We start from the raw sequence: 19,533 nt of genomic DNA on the forward strand, positions 1-19,533 counted from the left end.
CCCCCGCCGGGGTCAGGGCGCGGGCTTCCAGCCGGGCATCGGGTAGGCCGCGAGCATCTCGCGGACCTGCCCGGCGACCCGATCCACGACCGTCTCGTCCTGCTTGGCGGCGGCCTGGACGACCTCGTCGATCCACGCCGCGATCCGCGGCATCCGGTCCTCCCCGACACCGCGGGTGGTGATCGCGGCGGTGCCGAGCCGCAGCCCGGACGGGTCGAACGGCTTGCGCGGGTCGAACGGGACGGCGTTGTAGTTCAGCTCGATCCCGGCGCGGTCGAGGGCCTGCGCGGCGGGCTTGCCGGCGACGCCCTTGTTCGTCAGGTCGATCAGGATCAGGTGGTTGTCGGTGCCGCCGGAGATCAGGTCGTAGCCGCGGTCCAGCAGCGCGGCGGCGAGGACCTTGGCGTTCGCGACGACCTGCCGGGCGTAGCCGGTGAAGTCCGGCCGCGCCGCCTCCTTCAGCGCGACGGCGATCGCGGCGGTGGTGTGGTTGTGCGGGCCGCCCTGCAGGCCGGGGAAGACGGCCTTGTCGACCGCCTTGGCGTGCTCGGCGGTCGACAGCACCATCGCGCCGCGCGGACCGCGCAGCGTCTTGTGCGTGGTCGTGGTGATCACGTCGGCGTGGCCCACCGGGGAAGGGTGCGCGCCGCCGGCGACGAGGCCCGCGATGTGCGCGATGTCTGCGGCGAGCACCGCGCCGGCCTCGCGGGCGATCTCGGCGAACGCGGGGAAGTCGATCGTCCGCGGGATGGCGGTGCCGCCGCACCAGATCAGCTTCGGGCGCTCCTTGAGGGCGAGGTCGCGCACCTGGTCCATGTCGACCCGGCCGGTGTCGGCGCGCACGTCGTACCGGACGGGGCGGAACCACTTCCCGGTCGCCGACACCGACCAGCCGTGCGTGAGGTGGCCGCCCATCGGCAGCGACAGGCCCATCACCGGGTCGCCGGGCTCCAGGAACGCCATGTAGACGGCGAGGTTGGCGGGCGAGCCGGAGTAGGGCTGGACGTTGGCGTGCTCGACGCCGAACAGCTCCCTCGCCCGCTCGATGGCGAGCAGCTCGATCGGGTCGACGTTCTGCTGGCCCTCGTAGTACCGCTTGCCCGCGTAGCCCTCGGAGTACTTGTTGGTCAGGACCGTGCCGGCGGCCTCCAGGACCGCCGCCGACACGTAGTTCTCCGAGGCGATCAGCCGGATCTTCTCGTACTGGCGGCGGGCCTCGGCCTCCACCAGGCCGGCGATCTCGGGGTCCTGGCCCTGCAGATGGGGTACGGCCGGTTCGTGCATCGCAAGCCTCCGCGCTGTTGGCGCCGGGACTTCGGGCGCCCCGGCGACGGGGACCCGTACACCCAGGCGCGCGGTGTGCGGACTACTTTCGCTCCCCGGTGGTCGTCTCCACCTTGACTGCGCCAGTCGCGTGCCAGCCATCATACCGAGCCGGCTCCTCCCGGCGCCGGGCCTTCGCCGGGACCGAGACGACGAACAGGCCGCCGAGCAGGAGCAGCGATCCGGCCGCGACCGGCGCCGACAGCCGTTCCCCGAGGACGACGATCGCGAGCGCGGTGGCCACGAGCGGCTCGGCGAGGCTGAGCGTCCCCGCGGTCGCGGCCGTCACGCGGCCGAGGCCGGCGACGAAGGACATGTACGCGACGGCGGTCGCGGCGACGCCGAGCCAGGCCACCAGCGCCGCCGACCGCGGCTCGGCCAGGGCCGGCAGCTCGGCGAGCGTCCAGGGCAGCAGGGCCGCTCCCCCGGCCAGCAGCGTGACCGACACCGCGGCGGCCATGCCGACGTCCCGGCCGGTCAGGACCTTGGCGGAGACCGTGTAGACGCCGAAGCACGTGCCGCCGACGAGGCTGAGCGCGATCCCGGCCGGGTCGGCGTGGACGGCCGACGCCGGGACCATCAGCAGCGCGACGCCGCCGATCGCGCAGGCCGTGCCCGCCCACCAGCGGCGGCTGAGCCGGGTGCCGAGGACGAGCCGCTCGCAGAGGCCGGTGGAGACGGGGGCGAGCCCGAACACTACGGCGGTCGCGACGGCGGCGCCGGTCCGGTCGACCGCGCTGAAGAACGACGCCTGGAAGATCCCGGTCGCGGCCGAGGCCGCCAGCACCGGCGGCCAGGCCCGCCGGGTCAGCGCGCGGTAGGCGCGCCGGTCCGTCGCCAGCACCAGGACGGCGAGGATCAGCCCGCCGGAGAAGATCCGGGCGCCGCCGACCGCGACGGCGCCGGCGGAGGAGTCGGCCAGCACCTGCGCCGGCCCGACCGTCCCCCACAGAACGCCCGCTGCCAGGACTGACCACGCGCCAAGGGAGGTGTTTCGTCGGTGCATGCGACCGACGCTAGGAAAACGTGCGGCCCATCGTCCGACGGGACGTCGTTCGTTCGACTCTCCTACTAGGTGCCGGTCGATCGTTCGGCCTGAGACGCGGTTATCGTCGATCAGCTGTACGGCGTTCGGCTCTCGGGCGGCCCTGCCGACGGAAGTTCGGACTGCTCCACCGGCTGGACGTAGTCGTACACGACGATGGTCCGGACGTCCACGTACTCCTTGCGGCGGGCCAGCCGGTCGAGGACGAAGTCGCGCAGGTAGGCGGTGCTCGACACGGCCACGTGGACGAGCAGGTCCTCGTTCCCCGTGACGACGAAGACGCCGATCGTCTCGGGCATCGACGCCATGCTGTCGCGGGCGGACTCGATGGCCTCGCGCGACTGCGGCCGGATCCTGATCGAGATCAGCGCCTGGACTCCGCGCCCCAGCCGCTCCAGGTCGACGGCCGCGTGGACGCCGGTGATGACGCCCCGGGCGCGCAGCGCCCTCGTGCGCTCAAGGGCGGTGGACGGCGCGATCCCCACCGCCTCGGCCAGTTCCCGGTTGGTCTGCCGCCCGTCCCGCTGCAGGCGCCGCAGGATCGCCTGGTCGATCGCGTCCACGTCCCCGCCTCCCGAACTCGCCGCCGGACGCCGAACTCCCGCGCGGAAAACGCGCCCGGACGTCCCGTACACCGAAGATTATTCGACGCCGCGGGTCACGGGCCACGGGTGCCGATCGCGGCGGCGAGCGCGAAGGCGCCGACCCCGAGCAGCGCCCCGGCCGCGCCCGCCGGGCCGAGGTCGAACAGCCGTCCGATCACCAGGTCCCCCGCGAACGCGAACATTCCGGCGCAGAACGCCAGGACGCCGTAGTACGAGCCGAAGCGCCCGGACGGCGCGTGCCGGGCGGCGCGCTGGAAGATCGCCGGCTGGATGAGGCCGTTCGCCACGCCGTTCAGGACGGCCGCGAGCATCAGCGGGCCGGTCTGCGTCCCGTCCAGCGGCGCGAGGACGCAGAACGCCGCCGCCGCGCAGAGCAGCCCGAGGCGCAGCACCCACGGCCGCTCGCCCCGGCGCCCGGCGGCCACCAGCGGCTGGAGGGCCGCCGCGACCGCGGCCAGCACGCAGAAGCAGAGGGTCGCCGCCCCGGAGGTGAACCCGAGGAGCGGCACGGCGGTCATGATGTGGTTGGCGAGCAGCGTCGTGGGGGCGGTCATCAGCGCGAACAGCAGGAACGAGCGGTCGCCGAGCGCCGCCCGCGCTCCCGCGGCGATGGCGCCGAACCGCGCGGGCTCCGGCCTCCCACCGGACCGGGGCAGGAGGAGGAACAGGCCGCCGGCGATCGCCCACAGGGAGGCGGCCGTGCCCGCCAGGGCCCCGAACCCCGGCCCGATGGTGACCAGGGCGAGCCCCAGGGGCGGGCCCGCGACCGTCGCGATGTGCTGGGTCGCGACGTAGGCGGCGAAGCCGCCGGACCTGCGGGCGGGGTCCACCCCGGCCAGCAGGCTCTGGGCGGCCGGGTTGTAGAGCGCCCCGCCCACGGCGAGGACCACGGCCGCGCACAGCAGCGCGCCGACCCCGTCGGCGGCGCCGAGCAGCGCGAAGCCCGCCGCGCGGACGGCGCAGGCGATCGCCCCGGTGCGCCGCGCGCCGATCGCGTCGGTGACCGCCCCGACGGGCAGCAGGAGCGCGAACTGCAGGCCGACCCGCACCCCGAGGACGAGCCCGACCGTTCCGGCCAGCAGCCCGAGGTCGTGCCGGAGATGCGCGACCAGGTGCGCCATCACCGAGAAGAACCCCAGGCAGGCGGCGAGCTGGATCGCGACGACGGTCACGACCACCCGGCGGCCGGAGGGGGCCCCGGCGGGCGCCGCGGCGGCGGGAGCGGGAGCGGCGACGGTCATGGCCTTCTCACTTCGCGGCACGCCCTAGGCGAGGTCGGCGACGATCCGCCTGGTGGCCGCGGCGATCAGCGCGTCGTCGGGCCGCGCGTCACGGCCCGGCCGGTCGGACAGGACGGCCACGACGAGCGGGGCCGCACCGGGCGGCCACACGACCGCGATGTCGTTGGCCCTGCCGTAGTCGCCGGTTCCGGTCTTCTCCGCCGCCTTCCACCCTCCGGGCAGCCCGGCCCGGATGCGTTTGGCGCCGACTGCCGTGGTGCTGCGTTCGAGCCAGTCCTTGATCAGAGCGCGCTTGTCCGGGGGCAGCGCGGTCCCCAGCACGAGCCTGCGGTAATCCTCGGCGATCGCCCGCGGCGTGGTCGTGTCCCGCGGATCCCCTGGGCGGACCCTGTTCAGCTCGGGCTCGTAGTCGTCCATGCGGCTGACGCCGTCTCCCAGTTCGCGCAGGTAGGCGGTCAGCCCCGCCGGGCCGCCGATGTCGCGCATCAGCAGGTTGCCGGCCGTGCCGTCGCTGAAGCGGATGGCGGCGTCGCACAGCTGCCTGATGGTCATTCCGGTCGCGACGTGGTCCTCGGTGATCGGTGAGATGGAGTCGATGTCGGCCCGCGTGTAGGTGACGCGGTCCTCCAGGTGGGCGAGCGGATGGCGGTGCAGCACCGCCGCCGCGGCGAGCGTCTTGAAGGTGGAGCAGAACGCGAAGCGCTCGCCCGCCCTGTAGGCGACCGTGGCGCCGGTACCGGTCGCCACGGCGAACACGCCCAGGCGGGCGCCGTGCTCGCGTTCGAGCGCCGCGTAGCGGGAGACGTCCGCCGTCCGGGGCGCGGTGCTCTCCGGCGCCGTGGGCGTCGCGGAGGCCGGCCGGTCGTCCCCGCCGCATCCCGCCAGCGGCAGGAGCGCGGAGGCCACCAAAAGGGCGCGGCGCGACGGGCCGGGCTGCTCGAACGGCATGCGGTGGCACCTGCTTCCCCCGGGAGGTGGTTCCGACGCCGCCCAGCAGACCAGAGTCGATCATGCGGTGTCCAATATGGATATCCACCCGGAACCGATAGGGAAGCCGATATCGAACCAGGTCGCACACCCTGGTCGGCCGGGCGCCACGCCCCTGGAACGGCAAGTGGCCCGCACCCCTCAGCGGGGCCGGGCCACAGGGTGCGGGCGCGTCGTCAGCGGGCCGCGGCCTGCATGGCCTGCTTGACGGCGGCGCGCTTCTCGCGCAGCTTGGCCAGCGCCTCCTCGAGGATGGCCTCGCCGTCCTCGTCGCTGCGGCGCTCCTTCACGTACGCGAGGTGCGTCTTGTACGGCTCGGTCTTCGGCGGGGCCGGAGGGTTGTCCGCGTCCTGCCCGGCGGGGAACCCGCAGCGCGGGCAGTCCCAGGTCTCGGGAACCGCGACGTCCGTCGCGAAGCTGGGGCGGGTCTCGTGCCGGTTGGCGCAGTAGAAGGTCACCCAGACGCGGGGGGCGGCGTCGCCGCGCTCCGCCTCTCCCATCGGACCGGCCCCGACACGGCTGCCCCGGATCGCGTTGCCACTACCCACGGATTACTCCTCGCTTGGTGTTCCGCCGCCGCCCGTGACCTCCGAGGACGGCGCGGCGCTCGCATGTGTTGGACGGGCGGCTCAGACGCCCTTGTGCGTGAACAGCAGCCCGAGCACGATGATCGAGGCGAACCAGACCACCCCGACCCCTACGGTCAGCCGGTCGAGGTTGCGCTCGACCACCGACGACCCGCCCAGGGACGACGAGACCCCGCCGCCGAACATGTCCGACAGCCCGCCGCCCTTGCCCTTGTGCATCAGGACGAGGACCACCATCAGCAGGCTCGTGACGATGAGCACGATGGAAGATGCGATGATCACGTTTCTTCAGCGCCTTGTCTGTAGTTCAGGACCTGGGGGCCGGGCCGGGCGGTTTACCCGTCAGCTACGAAGGGTACGACGAAGTGCCCGCTGGTTCGGCAAGAACCCCCAGTTCACGCAGAATTGATCAGTTTTGATCAGGCGGGCAGATCCCGGTACCGGCAGATTTTGACGAACTCTCCCGGGTCCAGGCTGGCACCACCGACCAGGGCGCCGTCCACATCGTCCTGCGCCATGATCCCGGCGACGTTGCCGCCCTTGACCGAACCGCCGTACAGGATACGCACTTCGTCGGCCACTCCGCCGTCGTAGAGCTCGGCGAGCCGCGTCCTGACGGCCGCGCAGACCTCCTGCGCGTCCTGCGGGGTGGCGACCTCGCCGGTGCCGATCGCCCAGACCGGCTCGTAGGCGATCACGGTGCGCCGGACCTGCTCGGCGGTGATCTTCTCCAGCCCGCCGTCGAGCTGCTCGACGCAGTGCGGGACGTGGCCGCCGGCCTTGCGGACGTCCAGGCCCTCCCCGATGCACAGGATCGGGGAGATGTCGGCGGCGAGCGCGGCCCTGGCCTTGGCGTTGACGGTCGCGTCGTCCTCGGCGTGGTACTGGCGGCGCTCGGAGTGCCCGACGGTGACGTGGGAGCAGCCGAGCTTGGCCAGCATCTCGGCGGAGATCTCGCCGGTGTAGGCGCCGGAGGCGTGCTGGGAGACGTCCTGCGCGCCGTACTGGATCCCGAGCTTGTCCGCCTCGATCAGCGTCTGCGCCGAGCGGAGCGCGGTGAACGGCGGGAGCACGACGACGTCCACGGCGTCGTAGTCGGCGTCCTTGAGCGCGAACGCCATCTTCTGGATGAGCGCGATCGCCTCGAGGTGCGTCTTGTTCATCTTCCAGTTGCCGGCCATCAGCGGCTTGCGGCCGCTCTGCCTGCCGGACGGTGTCGCGGGGGCCATCGGTCAGTCCTCCAGAGCCTGCAGGCCCGGCAGCGTCTTGCCCTCGAGGTATTCGAGGCTCGCGCCGCCGCCGGTCGAGATGTGGGAGAAGGCGGCCTCGTCGAAGCCGAGCCGCCGGACGGCCGCGGCGGAGTCGCCGCCGCCGACCACGGTGAACGCGCCCGAGTCGATGAGGCCCTGCGCGACGGCACGCGTGCCGTGCGAGTACGGCTCCATCTCGAACACGCCCATGGGGCCGTTCCAGAAGATCGTCCTGGCGTCGGCGAGACGCGAGGCGAACAGCTTGCCCGACTCCGGGCCGATGTCGAGGCCGAGCCGGTCGGACGGGATCGCGTCCGCAGCCACCACGTCGTGGTCGGCGTCGGCGGCGAACGCCGCGGCCGCGACGACGTCGACGGGCAGCACGAACTCCACGCCCGACTCCCCGGCGCGCCGCAGGTACTCGCGGACGGTGCCGAGCTGGTCCTCTTCCAGGAGGCTCTTGCCGACCTCGTGGCCCTGCGCCTTGAGGAAGGTGAACACCATGCCGCCGCCGATCAGGATGCGGTCGGCCTTGCCGAGCAGGTTGTCGATCACCCCGAGCTTGTCGGACACCTTGGAGCCGCCGAGGGCCACCGCGTAGGGGCGCTCGACGTCCTCGGTGAGCCTCCTCAGCACCTCGACCTCGGCGGCGATCAGCCCGCCGGCGGCGTGCGGGAGCCGCGCCGGAACGTCGTAGACCGAGGCGTGCCTGCGGTGCACGGCGCCGAACCCGTCGCCGACGTAGAGGTCGGCGAGGGCGGCCAGCCGGTCGGCCAGGGCGCCGCGCTCGGCGTCGTCCTTGCTCGTCTCGCCCGGTTCGAAGCGCAAATTCTCCAGCAGCGCGACCCCGCCGCCGGAGAGGCCCTCGGCCGCGGCGCGGGCGGAGTCGCCGACGACGTCCGCGGCGAACGCCACGTCCGTGCCCAGCAGCTCGCCGAGCCGCGCGGCCACCGGGGCCAGCGAGAACTCGGGCTTGACCTGGCCCTTGGGGCGGCCCAGGTGGGCGCAGACGATGACCTTGGCGCCCCGGGTCCGCAGCGTCTCGATCGTCGGCAGGCTGGCCCGGATCCGGCCGTCGTCGGTGATCCGGCCGTCCTCCAGGGGGACGTTCAGATCCGCGCGGACGAGGACGCGCCGGCCGGCGACGTCGAGATCGTCAATGGTGCGCATCGGGTTGCGATGTCCTTCCGTGCACGGCCGCGCCGTGGCCGCGGGTTCGTGCGCGGCCACGGCGCGGGTGGCGGTCGATTACAGCGACGCGCCGACGAGCTTGACGAGGTCGACGAGGCGGTTGGAGTAGCCCCACTCGTTGTCGTACCAGCCGACGACCTTCACCTGGTCGCCGATGACCTTGGTCAGCCCGGAGTCGAAGATGCAGGACGCCGGGTCGGTGACGATGTCGCTGGAGACGATCGGGTCCTCGGTGTAGGTGAGGTAGCCCTTCAGCGGGCCCTCGGCGGCGGCCTTGAACGCCTCGTTGACCTCCTCCGCCGTCACCTCGCGGGACAGCGTGGCGGTGAGGTCGGTGGCGGAGCCGGTCGGCACCGGGACGCGCAGCGCGTAGCCGTCCAGCTTGCCGTTCAGCTCGGGCAGCACCAAGCCGATCGCCTTGGCGGCGCCGGTGGAGGTCGGCACGACGTTCAGCGCGGCGGCGCGGGCGCGGCGCAGGTCCTTGTGCGGCGCGTCCTGCAGGTTCTGGTCCTGCGTGTAGGCGTGGATCGTCGTCATGAGGCCCTTCTCGATGACGAAGCTGTCGTGCAGGACCTTCGCCAGCGGGGCCAGGCAGTTGGTGGTGCAGGACGCGTTGGAGATCACCGTGTGGTTCGCCGGGTCGTACTTGTCCTCGTTCACGCCGAGGACGACGGTGAGGTCCTCGTTCTTGGCCGGCGCGGAGATGATCACCTTCTGGGCGCCGTTGTCGGCGTGCACCTTGGCCTTGGTGGCGTCGGTGAAGAAGCCGGTGGACTCCACGACGACGTCGGCGCCGACGTCGCTCCACTTGAGGTTCGCTGGGTCGCGCTCCTCGAACGCCTTGATCGCCTTGCCGCCGACGACGATCTCGTCGGAGGTGGCGCGCACGTCCTCGGGGAAACGGCCGAGAATGCTGTCGTACTTGAGCAGCTGGGCCAGCGTGGCGTTGTCCGTCAGGTCGTTGACCGCCACGACCTCGATGTCGGCCCCGGACGCCTTCACCGCGCGGTAGAAGTTACGGCCGATCCGGCCGAACCCGTTGATGCCTACTCGGATGGTCACGGAACGGCTCTCCTCGTACATCGTCAGCTACTGTCGATCCGGGGTTCTCCCCCACCTCAGACCCTATCCAATGACCCACGGGTAGCCCGACACCGGTCGCGTGGGATTCCAGGGTGATCCACCGCTCCCCCGATGGGGGGATCGGGCACGATCATCACTACACTCCCCGACCATGTGGCGCGGGTGCTTCGTCCTGTTCGTGGGACTTGTGGGGGCGATGTTGGCTCCTGCCGCTTCGGCGGCGCCGAAGCCCGCCAAGCCGGTGAGCAGGGCGGACCACATCGCCGCCGCGCTCCGCCGCGATCCCGTCTACGTGACCGACCACGCCCCGCGCGGCCTGCCCGCCGACGCGGCCGCACGGATAAAGGCGTCCGTCGCGCGGCTCGGCGTCCCCGCGTACGTGGCGGTGACGCCCACCTCCGGGCTGGGGGAGGACGACCCCACCGACTCCCTGGTGTCCCTGCTCCGGGACCGGCTGCGCAAGGACGGCGTGTACATCGTGGTCTCTCCGTCCAGCGGCTACGGCGAGGCGCGGCAGTTCGGCGGGGGACGGCGGCTCGCGGTCGACGACGCCTGGTGGGCCGCGAAGTTCGAGCTCCCCTATGACGCGAGCGCGGCCGAGATGATCGAGCGGTTCGTGGAGATCGCCCTGTCGGGCCGGGCCAGAGAACGCCGCGACCATCCGCGTCCGAGGCCCGAGTCCGAAGTCAGGAAGGCGCTGGACGCCGACGACGCGGCCGACCGGCGCGCGGCCTACATCGAATGGGGCGTGTTCAGTGCCGGGACGGCCCTCAGCGGAGGGACCATCCTCGCCCTGCTCATCGGCCACCGCGTCCGCCGCGCGAAACCGAAGAAGAAGAAGAAGACACCGGCGAAGGGGCGCCGATGAGACGGATCTGCCTTCTGCTCGCCGCCATCGTCCTCGCCGCGTGGCCCGCCGCGCGGCCGTCCGCCGCCTTCGCGGAGGAACCGCCGCACGCCTACCACCGGCTGGACCGGGTCGGTGCGGCGCTCGCCAAGGACCCGCTGTTCGTCGACCCGGACGTCTCCGCGGCGCTCGGCGGGCCCGACCGCGCACGGCTCCACGCGGCCATCGGCAGGACCGCGAAGCTGATCGGCACGCCGGTGTACGTCGTGGTGATCCCGAACCCGAGCGAATCGGAGTCGCAGGGCCGCGACAGGGCGTTCCTGCACATGCTCCACGACCGTTCGGGCCGCGACGGGCTCTACCTGATGGTCAACGGGCGCGGATACCTGGAGTCGGTGGCCTTCCGCGTCCCCCGCCGGCTCCCCTACTCCTCCCTGGACGAGGACGATCCGGGCGGCTACGAGCCGGCCGACCCCGAACGCCCGTTCACCGGGCTCGCGGACCGGATCTCCCAGCGCCTGGACGGTTACGCCACGGCGCCCACGGCGTCGCCGGAAACGCCGGAGCTGTACTCCACCCCCGACCCGTTCGGGAAGGAGAACGAGCTGACGCCGGCCGACCCCGAGATCCAGGCTCCGCTCCTGACCGGCCTCCTCCTCGCCGGCCCGGCCGGCGCCGCGGTCCTGTACTGGCTCGGCATCGGCGTCCTCGCCCTCCTCGGCCGCCGCCGCGAGGGGACCGAGGTCCGGCGCCGTTCCTGGGCGAGCCGCACCCCGAGCATGCGCCGCCTCCGGCGCGAGGCGGCCAAGGAGGTGGCGCGGCTGAACCGCCTGCTCGCCGCCACGGACGAGGGGCGCGGGCGCCGCTACGCCGTCTCCGCCTACGACGCCGCACAGATCCTCTACGACGACGCCAAGGACGACCAGGACAAGGCGATCGACCTGGTCGGCGCCATCGTCCTCGCCCGGCAGGGTCGCCTCGCGCTCGACCGGGACCTCGCGTCCCCGCCCTCGCCGTGCCTGGTCAACCCCCTCCACGGGGAATCCGCCCTCCGCAAGCGCGTCCGGAAGCTGGAGGAGCACGGCCTGCCCCGGGAATGCCCGCTCTGCAGGAACTGCCACGAGTTCGACAAGCGGTACGGCCTCGGCGAGCAGCACCTCCTCAAGATCCCCGGCCCGGACGGCCGCCGCCCCCACACCCTCGTCCCCGGAGTGTGGCAGGACACGGCGTGGGGCAGCCGCGGCAAGAACTTCCTCCCCCGTGTGATGAGGTACCTCGGTGTTGACTGAACCGTCCCCTGGCGAGCGGCTGGCCGCGTCCCTCCGCCGCTCCCCGATCCACGTCGACCCGTCCCTCGCCTCCGCGCTCCCCGCGGCGGAGCGCCGCAGGCTCCTCTCCAAGCTGAGGAAGGCGCCGACCCGGGTCTTCATCGTGCTGGTCCCCATGGTCAAGGGCGGCACGTGGACGGACGCCGACCAGCTCGCGACCGTCGTCCACGACCGCCTCGGCCGCGACGGCGTCTTCATCACCTTCGACGACGACACCGAGAACCTGACGGCCCGGGAGTGGGGCGGCGACCACAGCGCCCGGGACGCCACCGGCGCCGTCACCATCGACCGCGCCATGGACGACGCGCCGCTCGCGGCGAAGCTCGGCCGCGCCCTCGACCTGCTCATCTCCGGCACCGCCGCACGGGAGTACGACCGCCTCTCCGACGAGCTCGACAAGCGCGTCAACGCACGCCGCAGCACGCGACCCGAGGCAGCCGAGGAGGAGGGCGACGGCTCACTCGTCCCGCTCGGCGCGGGGGTGGCCGGCTTGGCCGTCCTCGGCGTCGGCGGCTTCCTCCTGTGGCGCCGCCGCCGCATGCCGTCCGTCCGCCGCGAGGCCGAAGGCCTTCTCATGCCGCGCACGGTGTTCGCCACGGCGAACCGCGCCACGGAGGACCAGCTCCGCGAGCAGGCCTCCCGCGAGGTCATCGCGTTCGGCGAGCTTCTGGACGAGACCACCGTCCCCACCACCGACGAGCGGACCCGCACCCTGATGGCCACGGCCCTGGACGCCTACCAGGCCGCCGGGAAGACCCTCGACGCCGCGGAAGGCGTCCCCGACCTGGCCGGCGTCCTCGTCCTGCTCGACCAGGGCCGGGACGCGCTCGCCTCCGCCCGGTCCCTGGCGAACGGCAAGCCGGAGATCCCGCCGGTCCCCCTGTGCTTCTTCAACCCCCTCCACGGCGACGCCACGAACAAGCTCGACTGGCGCCCCGTCGGCTCCCGCGAGCGCCTCCGCGTCCAGACCTGCCGCCCGTGCGCCCGCGCCACCCGCGAAAAGCAGACCCCCGACGTCCTCACCGACCGCCGCGACGGCCGCAAGGTCCCCTACTACGAGGCCGACCCCGCCCAGAGCGTCTGGGCCGAGACCGGCTACGGCCAGCTCCGCGAAGACCTGATCCCCCGGATCCTCAGAGGCGACTGACCCGGACCTACGGCGCCAGCATGTCCGCGGTGAGGTTGGCCTCGGTGCCGGGGATGCCCTGGTCGCCGGCGCGCTTGTCGGCCATGGCGAGGAGGCGGCGGATGCGGCCGGCGATGGCGTCCTTGGTGAGGGGCGGGTCGGCGAGCTGGCCGAGTTCCTCCAGGGACGCCTGCTTGTGCTCCAGGCGGAGGCGGCCGGCGTTGACGAGGTGCTCGGGGGCGTCGTCGCCGAGGATCTCCAGGGCGCGGGCGACGCGGGCGCCGGCGGCGACGGCGGCGCGGGCGGAGCGGCGGAGGTTGGCGTCGTCGAAGTTCGCGAGGCGGTTGGCGGTGGCGCGGACCTCGCGGCGCATGCGGCGCTCCTCCCAGGCGAGGACGCTGTCGTGCGCGCCGAGCCGGGTGAGCAGGGCGCTGATGGCGTCGCCGTCGCGGACGACGACGCGGTCGACGCCGCGGACCTCGCGGGCCTTGGCGTGGATCTTCAGGCGGCGGGCGGCGCCCACGAGGGCGAGCGCGGCCTCCGGGCCCGGGCAGGTCACTTCGAGGGACATGGACCGGCCCGGTTCGGTGAGGGAGCCGTGCGCGAGGAAGGCGCCGCGCCAGGCCGACTCGGCGTCGCAGGCGGCACCCGCGACCACGTGCCGGGGCAGGCCCCGGACGGGGCGGCCGTTGTTGTCGATGAGGCCGGTCTGGCGGGCCAGCGACTCGCCGTCCCGGAAGACGCGGACCACGTAGCGGTTGCCCTTGCGCAGGCCGCTCGGCGCGAGGACGACGACCTCGGAGGTGTGCCCGAACACCTCCGCGATGTCCTTGATCAGGCGCCGGGCCGCGACCCCGGTGTCGATCTCGGCCTCGATCACGATGCGGCCGCTGACCAGGTGCAGGCCGCCCGCGAACCGCAGCAGCGTCGAGACCTCGGCCTTGCGGCAGCACGGCTTCAGCACCGTGAGCCTGCTCAGCTCGTCCTTGACCACACCGGTCATCGCCATCTGATGAACCCTCCCCCTATCGGACTTCCAGCAGTCTGGCCGATGACGGCCGCGCCGGTCGTCACTCGGCGAATATCTGTACGAAGGCTTGGGCCAGGCGGGCGGGTTCATGACGCGGCGAGCCGTCGTCGGCGGCGACGTCGGCGAGGACGAGGCGCCCGCCGAGGTCCTGGACGGCCTTGTCGAGCGCCGCGGTGTCGTCCACCACGCCGCGGTCGGCGAGGACGACGTCCACACGAAGGTCCGGCGCGTGCGCCTGCAAGACCTCCAGGTGGGTCTGCGGTGAGAAGTCGTCGGTCTCGCCGGGCTGCGGCGCGAGGTTCAGCGCGACGGCGCGGCGGGCGCGGGAGGTGGTGAGGGCGCGGGCCAGCGCGGGCACCTTGAGGTGCGGCAGGACGCTGGTGAACCAGGAGCCGGGCCCGAACACGATCCAGTCGGCGTCGTCGACGGCGGCGAGCGCCTCCGGGCAGGCGGGCGGGTCGGCGGGCACGAGCGACACCCCGAGCACGCTGCCGGGCGTCTTCGCGCAGGCCACCTGCCCCTTGACGTGGGTGATCTCGTCGGGGCGGGACGGGTCGGCGCCGCGCACGTCGGCGACGATGTCCATCGGCACGGCGGCCATCGGCAGGACGCGGCCGTGCGCGCCGAGCAGGCGGCCGACCCAGTCGAGGCCGGCGACGGTGGAGCCGGGCGCGGCGTCGCCGCCGAGCAGTTCCCACAGCGCGACGATGAGGAGGTTGCCGACGGCGTGGTCCTGCAGGTCGCCCTGGCTGCGGAAGCGGTGCTGGACCACGTCCCGCCAGGTCTGCCCCCATTCGTCGTCGCCGCACAGGGCGGCGAGCGCCATCCGCAGGTCGCCGGGCGGCAGCACGCCGAGTTCGCGGCGGAGCCGTCCGCTGGAGCCGCCGTCGTCGGCGACGGTGACGATCGCCGTCAGCCGGTCGGTGACGCGGCGCAGCGCCGACAGCGAGGCGTAGAGGCCGTGGCCCCCGCCGAGCGCGACGACCTTCGGGCCTGGCGGCTTCACCGTGCCGTTTCTCTCCTCGTCCGGGAGCCCCGCCGGGGCCCGGCGCGGGCTGTCACTCGCGGCCGAGGTCACGATGGGCGACCTGCACCTCGAGGCCCTCGTCCCGCAGCCGGGCGGCGATCTGTTCCGCCATGGCCACACTACGGTGTTTTCCGCCCGTGCATCCCACGGCGAGGGTCACGTAGTGCTTGCCCTCGCGCTCGTAGCCGTCGGCGAGGAGCCGCAGCACCTCGGAGTAGGCGTCCAGGAACTCCTTGGCGCCGCGCTGCCCGAGGACGTAGTCGCGGACGGCGGCGTCGCGGCCCGTCTTCGGCCGCAGCTCCGGCACCCAGTGCGGGTTCGGCAGGAACCGGCAGTCGACCACCAGGTCGGCGTCGACGGGCAGGCCGTACTTGTAGCCGAACGACACGACGGTCGCGCGCAGGCTGGACTCGCCGGTGTCGTTGCCGAAGAACCCGATGATCTTGTTGCGCAGCTCGTGCACGTTCAGGCCGCTGGTGTCGATGACCAGGTCGGCCTCGGCGCGGACCTCGCGGACGAGCTCGCGCTCGCGGGCGATGCCGTCCACCAGGCGCCCGTCGCCCTGCAAGGGGTGCGGGCGGCGGACGCTCTCGAAACGGCGCACGAGGTCGGCGTCGCCGGCCTCCAGGAACACCACCCGCGGGTGGACGCCGCGCGCCTCCAGCTCGGCGATCGAGGAGTGCAGGTCCTCGGTGAACGCGCGGCTGCGGACGTCGACGACCACGGCGATGCGCGGCACCGCGTCCTTCACCCGGCCGCCGAGGTCGGCCATCGTGGCGAGCAGTCCCGGCGGCAGGTTGTCGACCACGAACCAGTCGAGGTCCTCCAGGGACTTGGCCGCGGTGCTGCGGCCCGCCCCGGACATGCCGGTGACTATCACGATGTCCGGGATCTTCGTCTCGCTCGTCATGACCGTCTCCCCCTGTGCTCCCCGTCGCCCGCGCCGCCCGCCGGGACGGCGCCGCCGTGCAGCGCCGCGACGATGCTCTCGGCGCTGCGCATGCCGATGCCCGGGACCTCGGCGACCTGCTCGGGCGTCGCGTCCTTCAGCCGCTTGAGCGAGCCGAAGTGCTTCAGCAGCGCCGCGCGCCGCGCCGGGCCCAGACCAGGAACGTTATCGAGTTCGCTGACCGTCATGGACTTCGACCGCCGCTGCCGGTGGAAGGTGATGGCGAACCGGTGCGCCTCGTCGCGTACCCGCTGGACGAGGAACATGCCCTCGCTGTTGCGCGGCAGGACGACGGGGTCGGCCTCGCCGGGCAGCCAGATCTCTTCGAGCCGCTTGGCGATCCCGCAGACCGCGATGTCGTCGACGCCCAGCTCGTCGAGGGCGCGCTGCGCGGCGGCGACCTGCGGCGGGCCGCCGTCGACGATCACCAGGTTGGGCGGGTAGGCGAACTTGCGCGGCCGGCCCGTCTCCGGGTCGATCGGCTGGTGCGCGCCCTCGTCCGCCTCGCTCTCCGGGGAGCCGCCCTCGGCCGCCTCGGCGGCCGCCTCCGAGGGATCGCCGAGCGTGTCCAGCTCGCCCGTCTTCTCGCTCTCGGCGAGGTAGCGGCGGAACCGGCGGGTGATGACCTCGTGGATGGACCGGACGTCGTCCTGCCCCTCCACGGCCTTGATCGTGAAGCGGCGGTACTCGCTCTTGCGGGCCAGGCCGTCCTCGAACACGACCATGGACGCGACCACGTTGGTGCCCTGGAGGTTGGAGACGTCGTAGCACTCGATGCGCAGGGGCGCGTCGTCCAGCTCCAGGGCGTCCTGGATCTCCTGGAGGGCGCGGCTGCGGGTGGTGAGGTCGGACGCGCGGCGCGTCTTGTGCTGCTTGAGCGCCTCGTGGGCGTTGCGGGCGACCGTCTCCAGCAACGTCTTCTTGTCGCCCCGCTGCGGGACGCGCAGCCGGACGGGCCCGCCGCGCTGCTCGGACAGCAGCTCGGTCATGGCGTCCTCCTCCGGCGGCAGGGCCGGCACGAAGACCTCGCGGGGCACCGACTCGCTCTCGCCGTAGACCTGGATGAGGAAGTGCTCGACGAGGTCGGAGGTGGTGACGTCCTCGACCTTGTCGACGACCCACCCGCGCTGCCCGCGGATGCGGCCGCCGCGCACGTAGAAGACCTGGACGGCCGCCTCCAGCTCGTCCTCGGCGAAGGCGATCATGTCGCAGTCGGTGCGGTCGGGCAGGACGACCGTCTGCTTCTCCAGGGCGCGCTCCAGGGCGCGGATGTCGTCGCGCAGGCGGGCGGCGCGCTCGTACTCCTGGGCCGCGGCGGCCTCGCGCATGTCGCGTTCGAGGCGCTTGATGAAGCGGGAGGTGGTGCCCGCCATGAAGTCGCAGAAGTCCTCGGCGAGCAGGCGGTGCTCCTCCGGGGAGACGCGGCCCACGCACGGCGCGGAGCACTTGCCGATGTAGCCGAGCAGGCAGGGGCGGTCGAGCTGGTGCTGGCGCTTGAACACCCCGGCGCTGCACGTCCGGACGGGGAACACGCGCAGCAGCTGGTCGACCGTCTCCCGGATCGCCCACGCGTGGGAGTACGGCCCGAAGTAGCGCACGCCCTTCCGCTTGGCGCCCCGCATCACCATCACCCTCGGGAACTCCTCGTTCAGGGTGACGGCGAGATACGGGTACGACTTGTCGTCGCGGTAGCGGACGTTGAACCGGGGGTCGAACTCCTTGATCCAGGAGTACTCCAGCTGGAGGGCCTCGACCTCGGTGCCGACGACCGTCCAGTCGACCCTCGCGGCCGTCTGCACCATCGTCTGGGTTCGGGGGTGCAGCGCGGAGAAGTCGGCGAAGTAGGAGTTCAGGCGCGAGCGCAGGTTCTTCGCCTTGCCCACGTAGATGACCCGGCCGTGCTCATCCCGGAATCGGTACACCCCGGGGGATTCAGGGATGGAGCCCGGTGCGGGTCGGTAGGTCGCCGGATCTGCCACGTTCAGAAGCCTAATGGGCCGTACCGACAGGCGTGCGCCGGTGCGCGCCCGTTCTGTCGCCGTACGTCGGGGAGTGATGTAGATCTCCCGTTTAATGCCGGATGACCGCAAAGTACGCGGAAAGGGAAGGTCAGACGCAGGTTGAGCATCGTTCCCCGGCAGCACGGGAAGGGGGTCGTTCCGCAGATGTCCGCCCTCTGGGCATGGATCGTCCTGGCGGCCGTCGTCGCCACGTCCGTGATCATCGTGGAAGGAGGCCGGCGGCTGCTCGCGGGCCGGCTGTCGGCGCGCTGGCCCGGCGCCGGACGCGTCGCCCGCCGCTGCGCCGCGCCGGCGTTCGCCTTCGCGGCGGTGGTGAGCTCCAGCGCCGCGATGCCGTACCAGCTCGTCGACGGCCAGGCCGAGGGCGCCGTCCGGCACGCGCTGCGGATCGCGGCCATCGGCGCGACCACCTGGCTGGTGCTGCGCATCGCCTACGCGCTGAGCGACCCGCCGCTGGCGCGGCTGATGCGCATCGAGGGAGAGCGCAACCGGCGGGCCAGGCGGGCCCGCACGCAGATGCTGCTGCTGCGCCGCATCACCGCGATGATCATCGTGGTCCTCGCGGTCGGCGCGGCCCTGTTCACCTTCCCGGCCGTGCGAGCGGTCGGCGCCGGGGTGCTGGCGTCGGCGGGCGTCGCCGGACTGGTCGTCGGCATCGCGGCGCGGCCGACGCTCGGCAACCTGCTCGCCGGGCTGCAGCTGGCGTTCAGCGACGCGCTGCGGCTGGACGACGTCGTCGTCACGCAGGACATCTGGGGGCGGGTCGAGGAGCTGACGCTGTCGTACGTGGTGCTCCAGCTCTGGGACGACCGGCGGATGATCTTCCCGGTGTCGCACTTCACCGAGCAGCCGTTCGAGAACTGGACGCGCCACTCCAGCCGGCTCCTCGGCTCGGTGGAACTGCACGTGGACTGGACGGTCCCGGTCGAGGAACTGCGCGCCGAACTGTACAAGGCGCTGCAGGAGAACCCGCTGTGGGACCGCCGGGAGTGGATGCTGCAGGTGGTGGACGTCCTGCCGAACGGCGTCGTCAGGCTCCGGGCGCTGATGAGCGCCGCCGACTCGGCCAGCACCTGGGACCTGCGCTGCGACGTGCGGGAGCACCTCGTCTCCTATGTCCGCGACCATCACCCGGAGGCCCTCCCCCGGTTCCGCGTCGGCCCCGACCCCGTCGCGGACGGCGCGGAACCCGCGCAGCCCGCCGGGCCCGCCGGGCCGCCGGCGGACGGCGCCGTCGCGGAGGGACGGCACGCCGACGGCGCGCGGGCCGTCCCGCGCGAGGACGGCCCGGCGCACGCGGAGACGCTCAGGCGAGCATGATCTGGTCCCCCTGGACGGTGATCTTCTTCTCCTCCAGGGGCTTGTCCGCGGGCGGGGCCACCACCGACCCGTCGTCGATCTTGAACTTGCTGCCGTGGCACGGGCAGTTGATCGTGCCGCCGGACACCGACCCGACGCTGCACCCGCGGTGGGTGCAGGCGGCGGAGAACGCCTTGAACTCGCCCTGCCGGGGCTGGCACACGACGACCTTGGCGTCCTCGAAGACCTTGCCGCCGCCGACCGGGATCTCGCTCGCCGCCGCCAGCGCGCCACCGCCGGACCCGCCCGAGCCGCCGCCCGAGCCGCCCGAGTCGCCGCCGGAGCCGCCCGCGTCATCGTCGCCGCCGGACCCGCCGCACGCCGCCGCCAGCCCGGCCACGCCCGCGAGCCCGGCACCGATGAGCAGGCCTCTGCGGGTCCCGCCCGCGGCCGGCGCCTCCCCCGGCTGCTGCTCCGATTCGTCCGCCTGCGTCTCGGACCTCTGTGGCATTCTCGCCCTCCGGTGACATGTTCGTCGGTATCTGTCCGTCACCAGGAAGCACGGATGCGCGACCAAGGTGGTTCAAAGCGAAA

18 protein-coding genes, 1 pseudogene and 1 riboswitch are annotated in these 19,533 nt (G+C 72.9%); of the genes and pseudogenes, 4 read left to right on the top strand and 15 right to left on the bottom strand.

Annotated elements, in window-relative coordinates; genetic code table 11:
• Positions 1–12 precede the first annotated feature (12 nt).
• From glyA to gap, 10 genes and pseudogenes are all read right to left on the bottom strand, one after another.
• On the bottom strand, positions 13–1,284 hold the full coding sequence (gene glyA, locus K8Z49_RS07485; RefSeq protein ID WP_021595661.1) for a serine hydroxymethyltransferase: 1,272 nt from the start codon (positions 1,282–1,284) through the stop codon (positions 13–15).
• A gap of 53 nt (positions 1,285–1,337) precedes the next feature.
• A riboswitch (ZMP/ZTP riboswitch) is annotated at positions 1,338–1,424 on the bottom strand.
• A 104-nt stretch (positions 1,425–1,528) separates the two neighbouring features.
• A pseudogene (locus K8Z49_RS07490) lies at positions 1,529–2,329 on the bottom strand (DMT family transporter); the annotation flags it as partial.
• 110 nt (positions 2,330–2,439) lie between these two features.
• Positions 2,440–2,931, bottom strand: coding sequence for an Lrp/AsnC family transcriptional regulator (locus tag K8Z49_RS07495; RefSeq protein ID WP_021595663.1), 492 nt, complete (start codon positions 2,929–2,931; stop codon positions 2,440–2,442).
• Positions 2,932–3,026: 95 nt separating this feature from the next.
• A complete protein-coding gene (locus K8Z49_RS07500; protein WP_024935106.1) occupies positions 3,027–4,214 on the bottom strand; it encodes an MFS transporter in 1,188 nt (395 codons plus the stop codon).
• 24 nt (positions 4,215–4,238) lie between these two features.
• Positions 4,239–5,162, bottom strand: a complete 924-nt coding sequence (gene bla, locus K8Z49_RS07505; RefSeq protein ID WP_412517887.1) for a class A beta-lactamase — start codon at positions 5,160–5,162, stop codon at positions 4,239–4,241.
• 215 nt (positions 5,163–5,377) lie between these two features.
• Positions 5,378–5,749 carry an RNA polymerase-binding protein RbpA gene (locus K8Z49_RS07510; protein WP_075024192.1) on the bottom strand — a complete coding sequence of 124 codons (372 nt, stop codon included), beginning with the start codon at positions 5,747–5,749 and terminating at the stop codon, positions 5,378–5,380.
• Between the two features lie 81 nt (positions 5,750–5,830).
• Positions 5,831–6,070, bottom strand: a complete 240-nt coding sequence (gene secG, locus K8Z49_RS07515; protein WP_021595667.1) for a preprotein translocase subunit SecG — start codon at positions 6,068–6,070, stop codon at positions 5,831–5,833.
• A 137-nt stretch (positions 6,071–6,207) separates the two neighbouring features.
• Entirely contained in the window at positions 6,208–7,017 is an 810-nt protein-coding gene (tpiA, locus tag K8Z49_RS07520; RefSeq protein WP_021595668.1) for a triose-phosphate isomerase, read from the bottom strand.
• Positions 7,018–7,020: 3 nt separating this feature from the next.
• Positions 7,021–8,208 (bottom strand): phosphoglycerate kinase, encoded by a 1,188-nt coding sequence (locus K8Z49_RS07525; protein WP_021595669.1) that lies wholly within the window; start codon positions 8,206–8,208, stop codon positions 7,021–7,023.
• A gap of 78 nt (positions 8,209–8,286) precedes the next feature.
• Complete coding sequence (gene gap / locus K8Z49_RS07530) at positions 8,287–9,291, bottom strand: type I glyceraldehyde-3-phosphate dehydrogenase (protein ID WP_024935105.1); 1,005 nt, start codon at positions 9,289–9,291, stop codon at positions 8,287–8,289.
• A gap of 172 nt (positions 9,292–9,463) precedes the next feature.
• Here gap and K8Z49_RS07535 point away from each other — a divergent pair, with 172 nt between their 5' ends.
• Genes K8Z49_RS07535 through K8Z49_RS07545 form a run of 3 tightly spaced genes read left to right on the top strand, consistent with a single transcriptional unit; the run spans position 9,464 to position 12,634 of the window.
• Positions 9,464–10,180 (top strand): hypothetical protein, encoded by a 717-nt coding sequence (locus tag K8Z49_RS07535; RefSeq protein WP_412517888.1) that lies wholly within the window; start codon positions 9,464–9,466, stop codon positions 10,178–10,180.
• Positions 10,177–11,448, top strand: coding sequence for a hypothetical protein (locus K8Z49_RS07540; protein ID WP_111833649.1), 1,272 nt, complete (start codon positions 10,177–10,179; stop codon positions 11,446–11,448). The genes K8Z49_RS07535 and K8Z49_RS07540 overlap by 4 nt, the downstream gene beginning before the upstream one ends.
• The gene (locus K8Z49_RS07545) at positions 11,438–12,634 is read left to right on the top strand and encodes a hypothetical protein (RefSeq protein WP_075024197.1); all 1,197 of its coding nucleotides are present in this window, start codon (positions 11,438–11,440) and stop codon (positions 12,632–12,634) included. Before K8Z49_RS07540 ends, K8Z49_RS07545 begins: the two co-directional genes overlap by 11 nt.
• A 7-nt stretch (positions 12,635–12,641) precedes the next feature.
• Here the strand turns inward: K8Z49_RS07545 and whiA are convergent, their stop codons facing one another.
• From whiA to uvrC, 4 genes are all read right to left on the bottom strand, one after another.
• Positions 12,642–13,622 (bottom strand): DNA-binding protein WhiA, encoded by a 981-nt coding sequence (whiA, locus tag K8Z49_RS07550; RefSeq protein ID WP_021595674.1) that lies wholly within the window; start codon positions 13,620–13,622, stop codon positions 12,642–12,644.
• Between the two features lie 61 nt (positions 13,623–13,683).
• Positions 13,684–14,649 (bottom strand): gluconeogenesis factor YvcK family protein, encoded by a 966-nt coding sequence (locus tag K8Z49_RS07555; RefSeq protein ID WP_033331494.1) that lies wholly within the window; start codon positions 14,647–14,649, stop codon positions 13,684–13,686.
• A gap of 52 nt (positions 14,650–14,701) precedes the next feature.
• Positions 14,702–15,580 carry an RNase adapter RapZ gene (gene rapZ, locus K8Z49_RS07560; RefSeq protein ID WP_021595676.1) on the bottom strand — a complete coding sequence of 293 codons (879 nt, stop codon included), beginning with the start codon at positions 15,578–15,580 and terminating at the stop codon, positions 14,702–14,704.
• Positions 15,577–17,628: an excinuclease ABC subunit UvrC gene (gene uvrC / locus K8Z49_RS07565; protein ID WP_412521009.1), complete on the bottom strand. Its 2,052-nt coding sequence runs from the start codon at positions 17,626–17,628 to the stop codon at positions 15,577–15,579. The genes rapZ and uvrC overlap by 4 nt, the downstream gene beginning before the upstream one ends.
• Positions 17,629–17,739: 111 nt before the next feature.
• Between uvrC and K8Z49_RS07570 the strand changes: the two genes are divergently transcribed.
• A complete protein-coding gene (locus K8Z49_RS07570) occupies positions 17,740–18,960 on the top strand; it encodes a mechanosensitive ion channel family protein (RefSeq protein WP_412517889.1) in 1,221 nt (406 codons plus the stop codon).
• On the opposite strand, the gene K8Z49_RS07575 is transcribed toward K8Z49_RS07570, so the two are convergent.
• Complete coding sequence (locus K8Z49_RS07575; protein WP_075024198.1) at positions 18,947–19,450, bottom strand: Rieske (2Fe-2S) protein; 504 nt, start codon at positions 19,448–19,450, stop codon at positions 18,947–18,949. The genes K8Z49_RS07570 and K8Z49_RS07575 overlap by 14 nt on opposite strands.
• Positions 19,451–19,533: the final 83 nt, after the last annotated feature.

The organism is Actinomadura madurae, from assembly GCF_047130825.1.
Taxonomy (GTDB): Bacteria; Actinomycetota; Actinomycetes; order Streptosporangiales; family Streptosporangiaceae; genus Spirillospora; species Spirillospora madurae.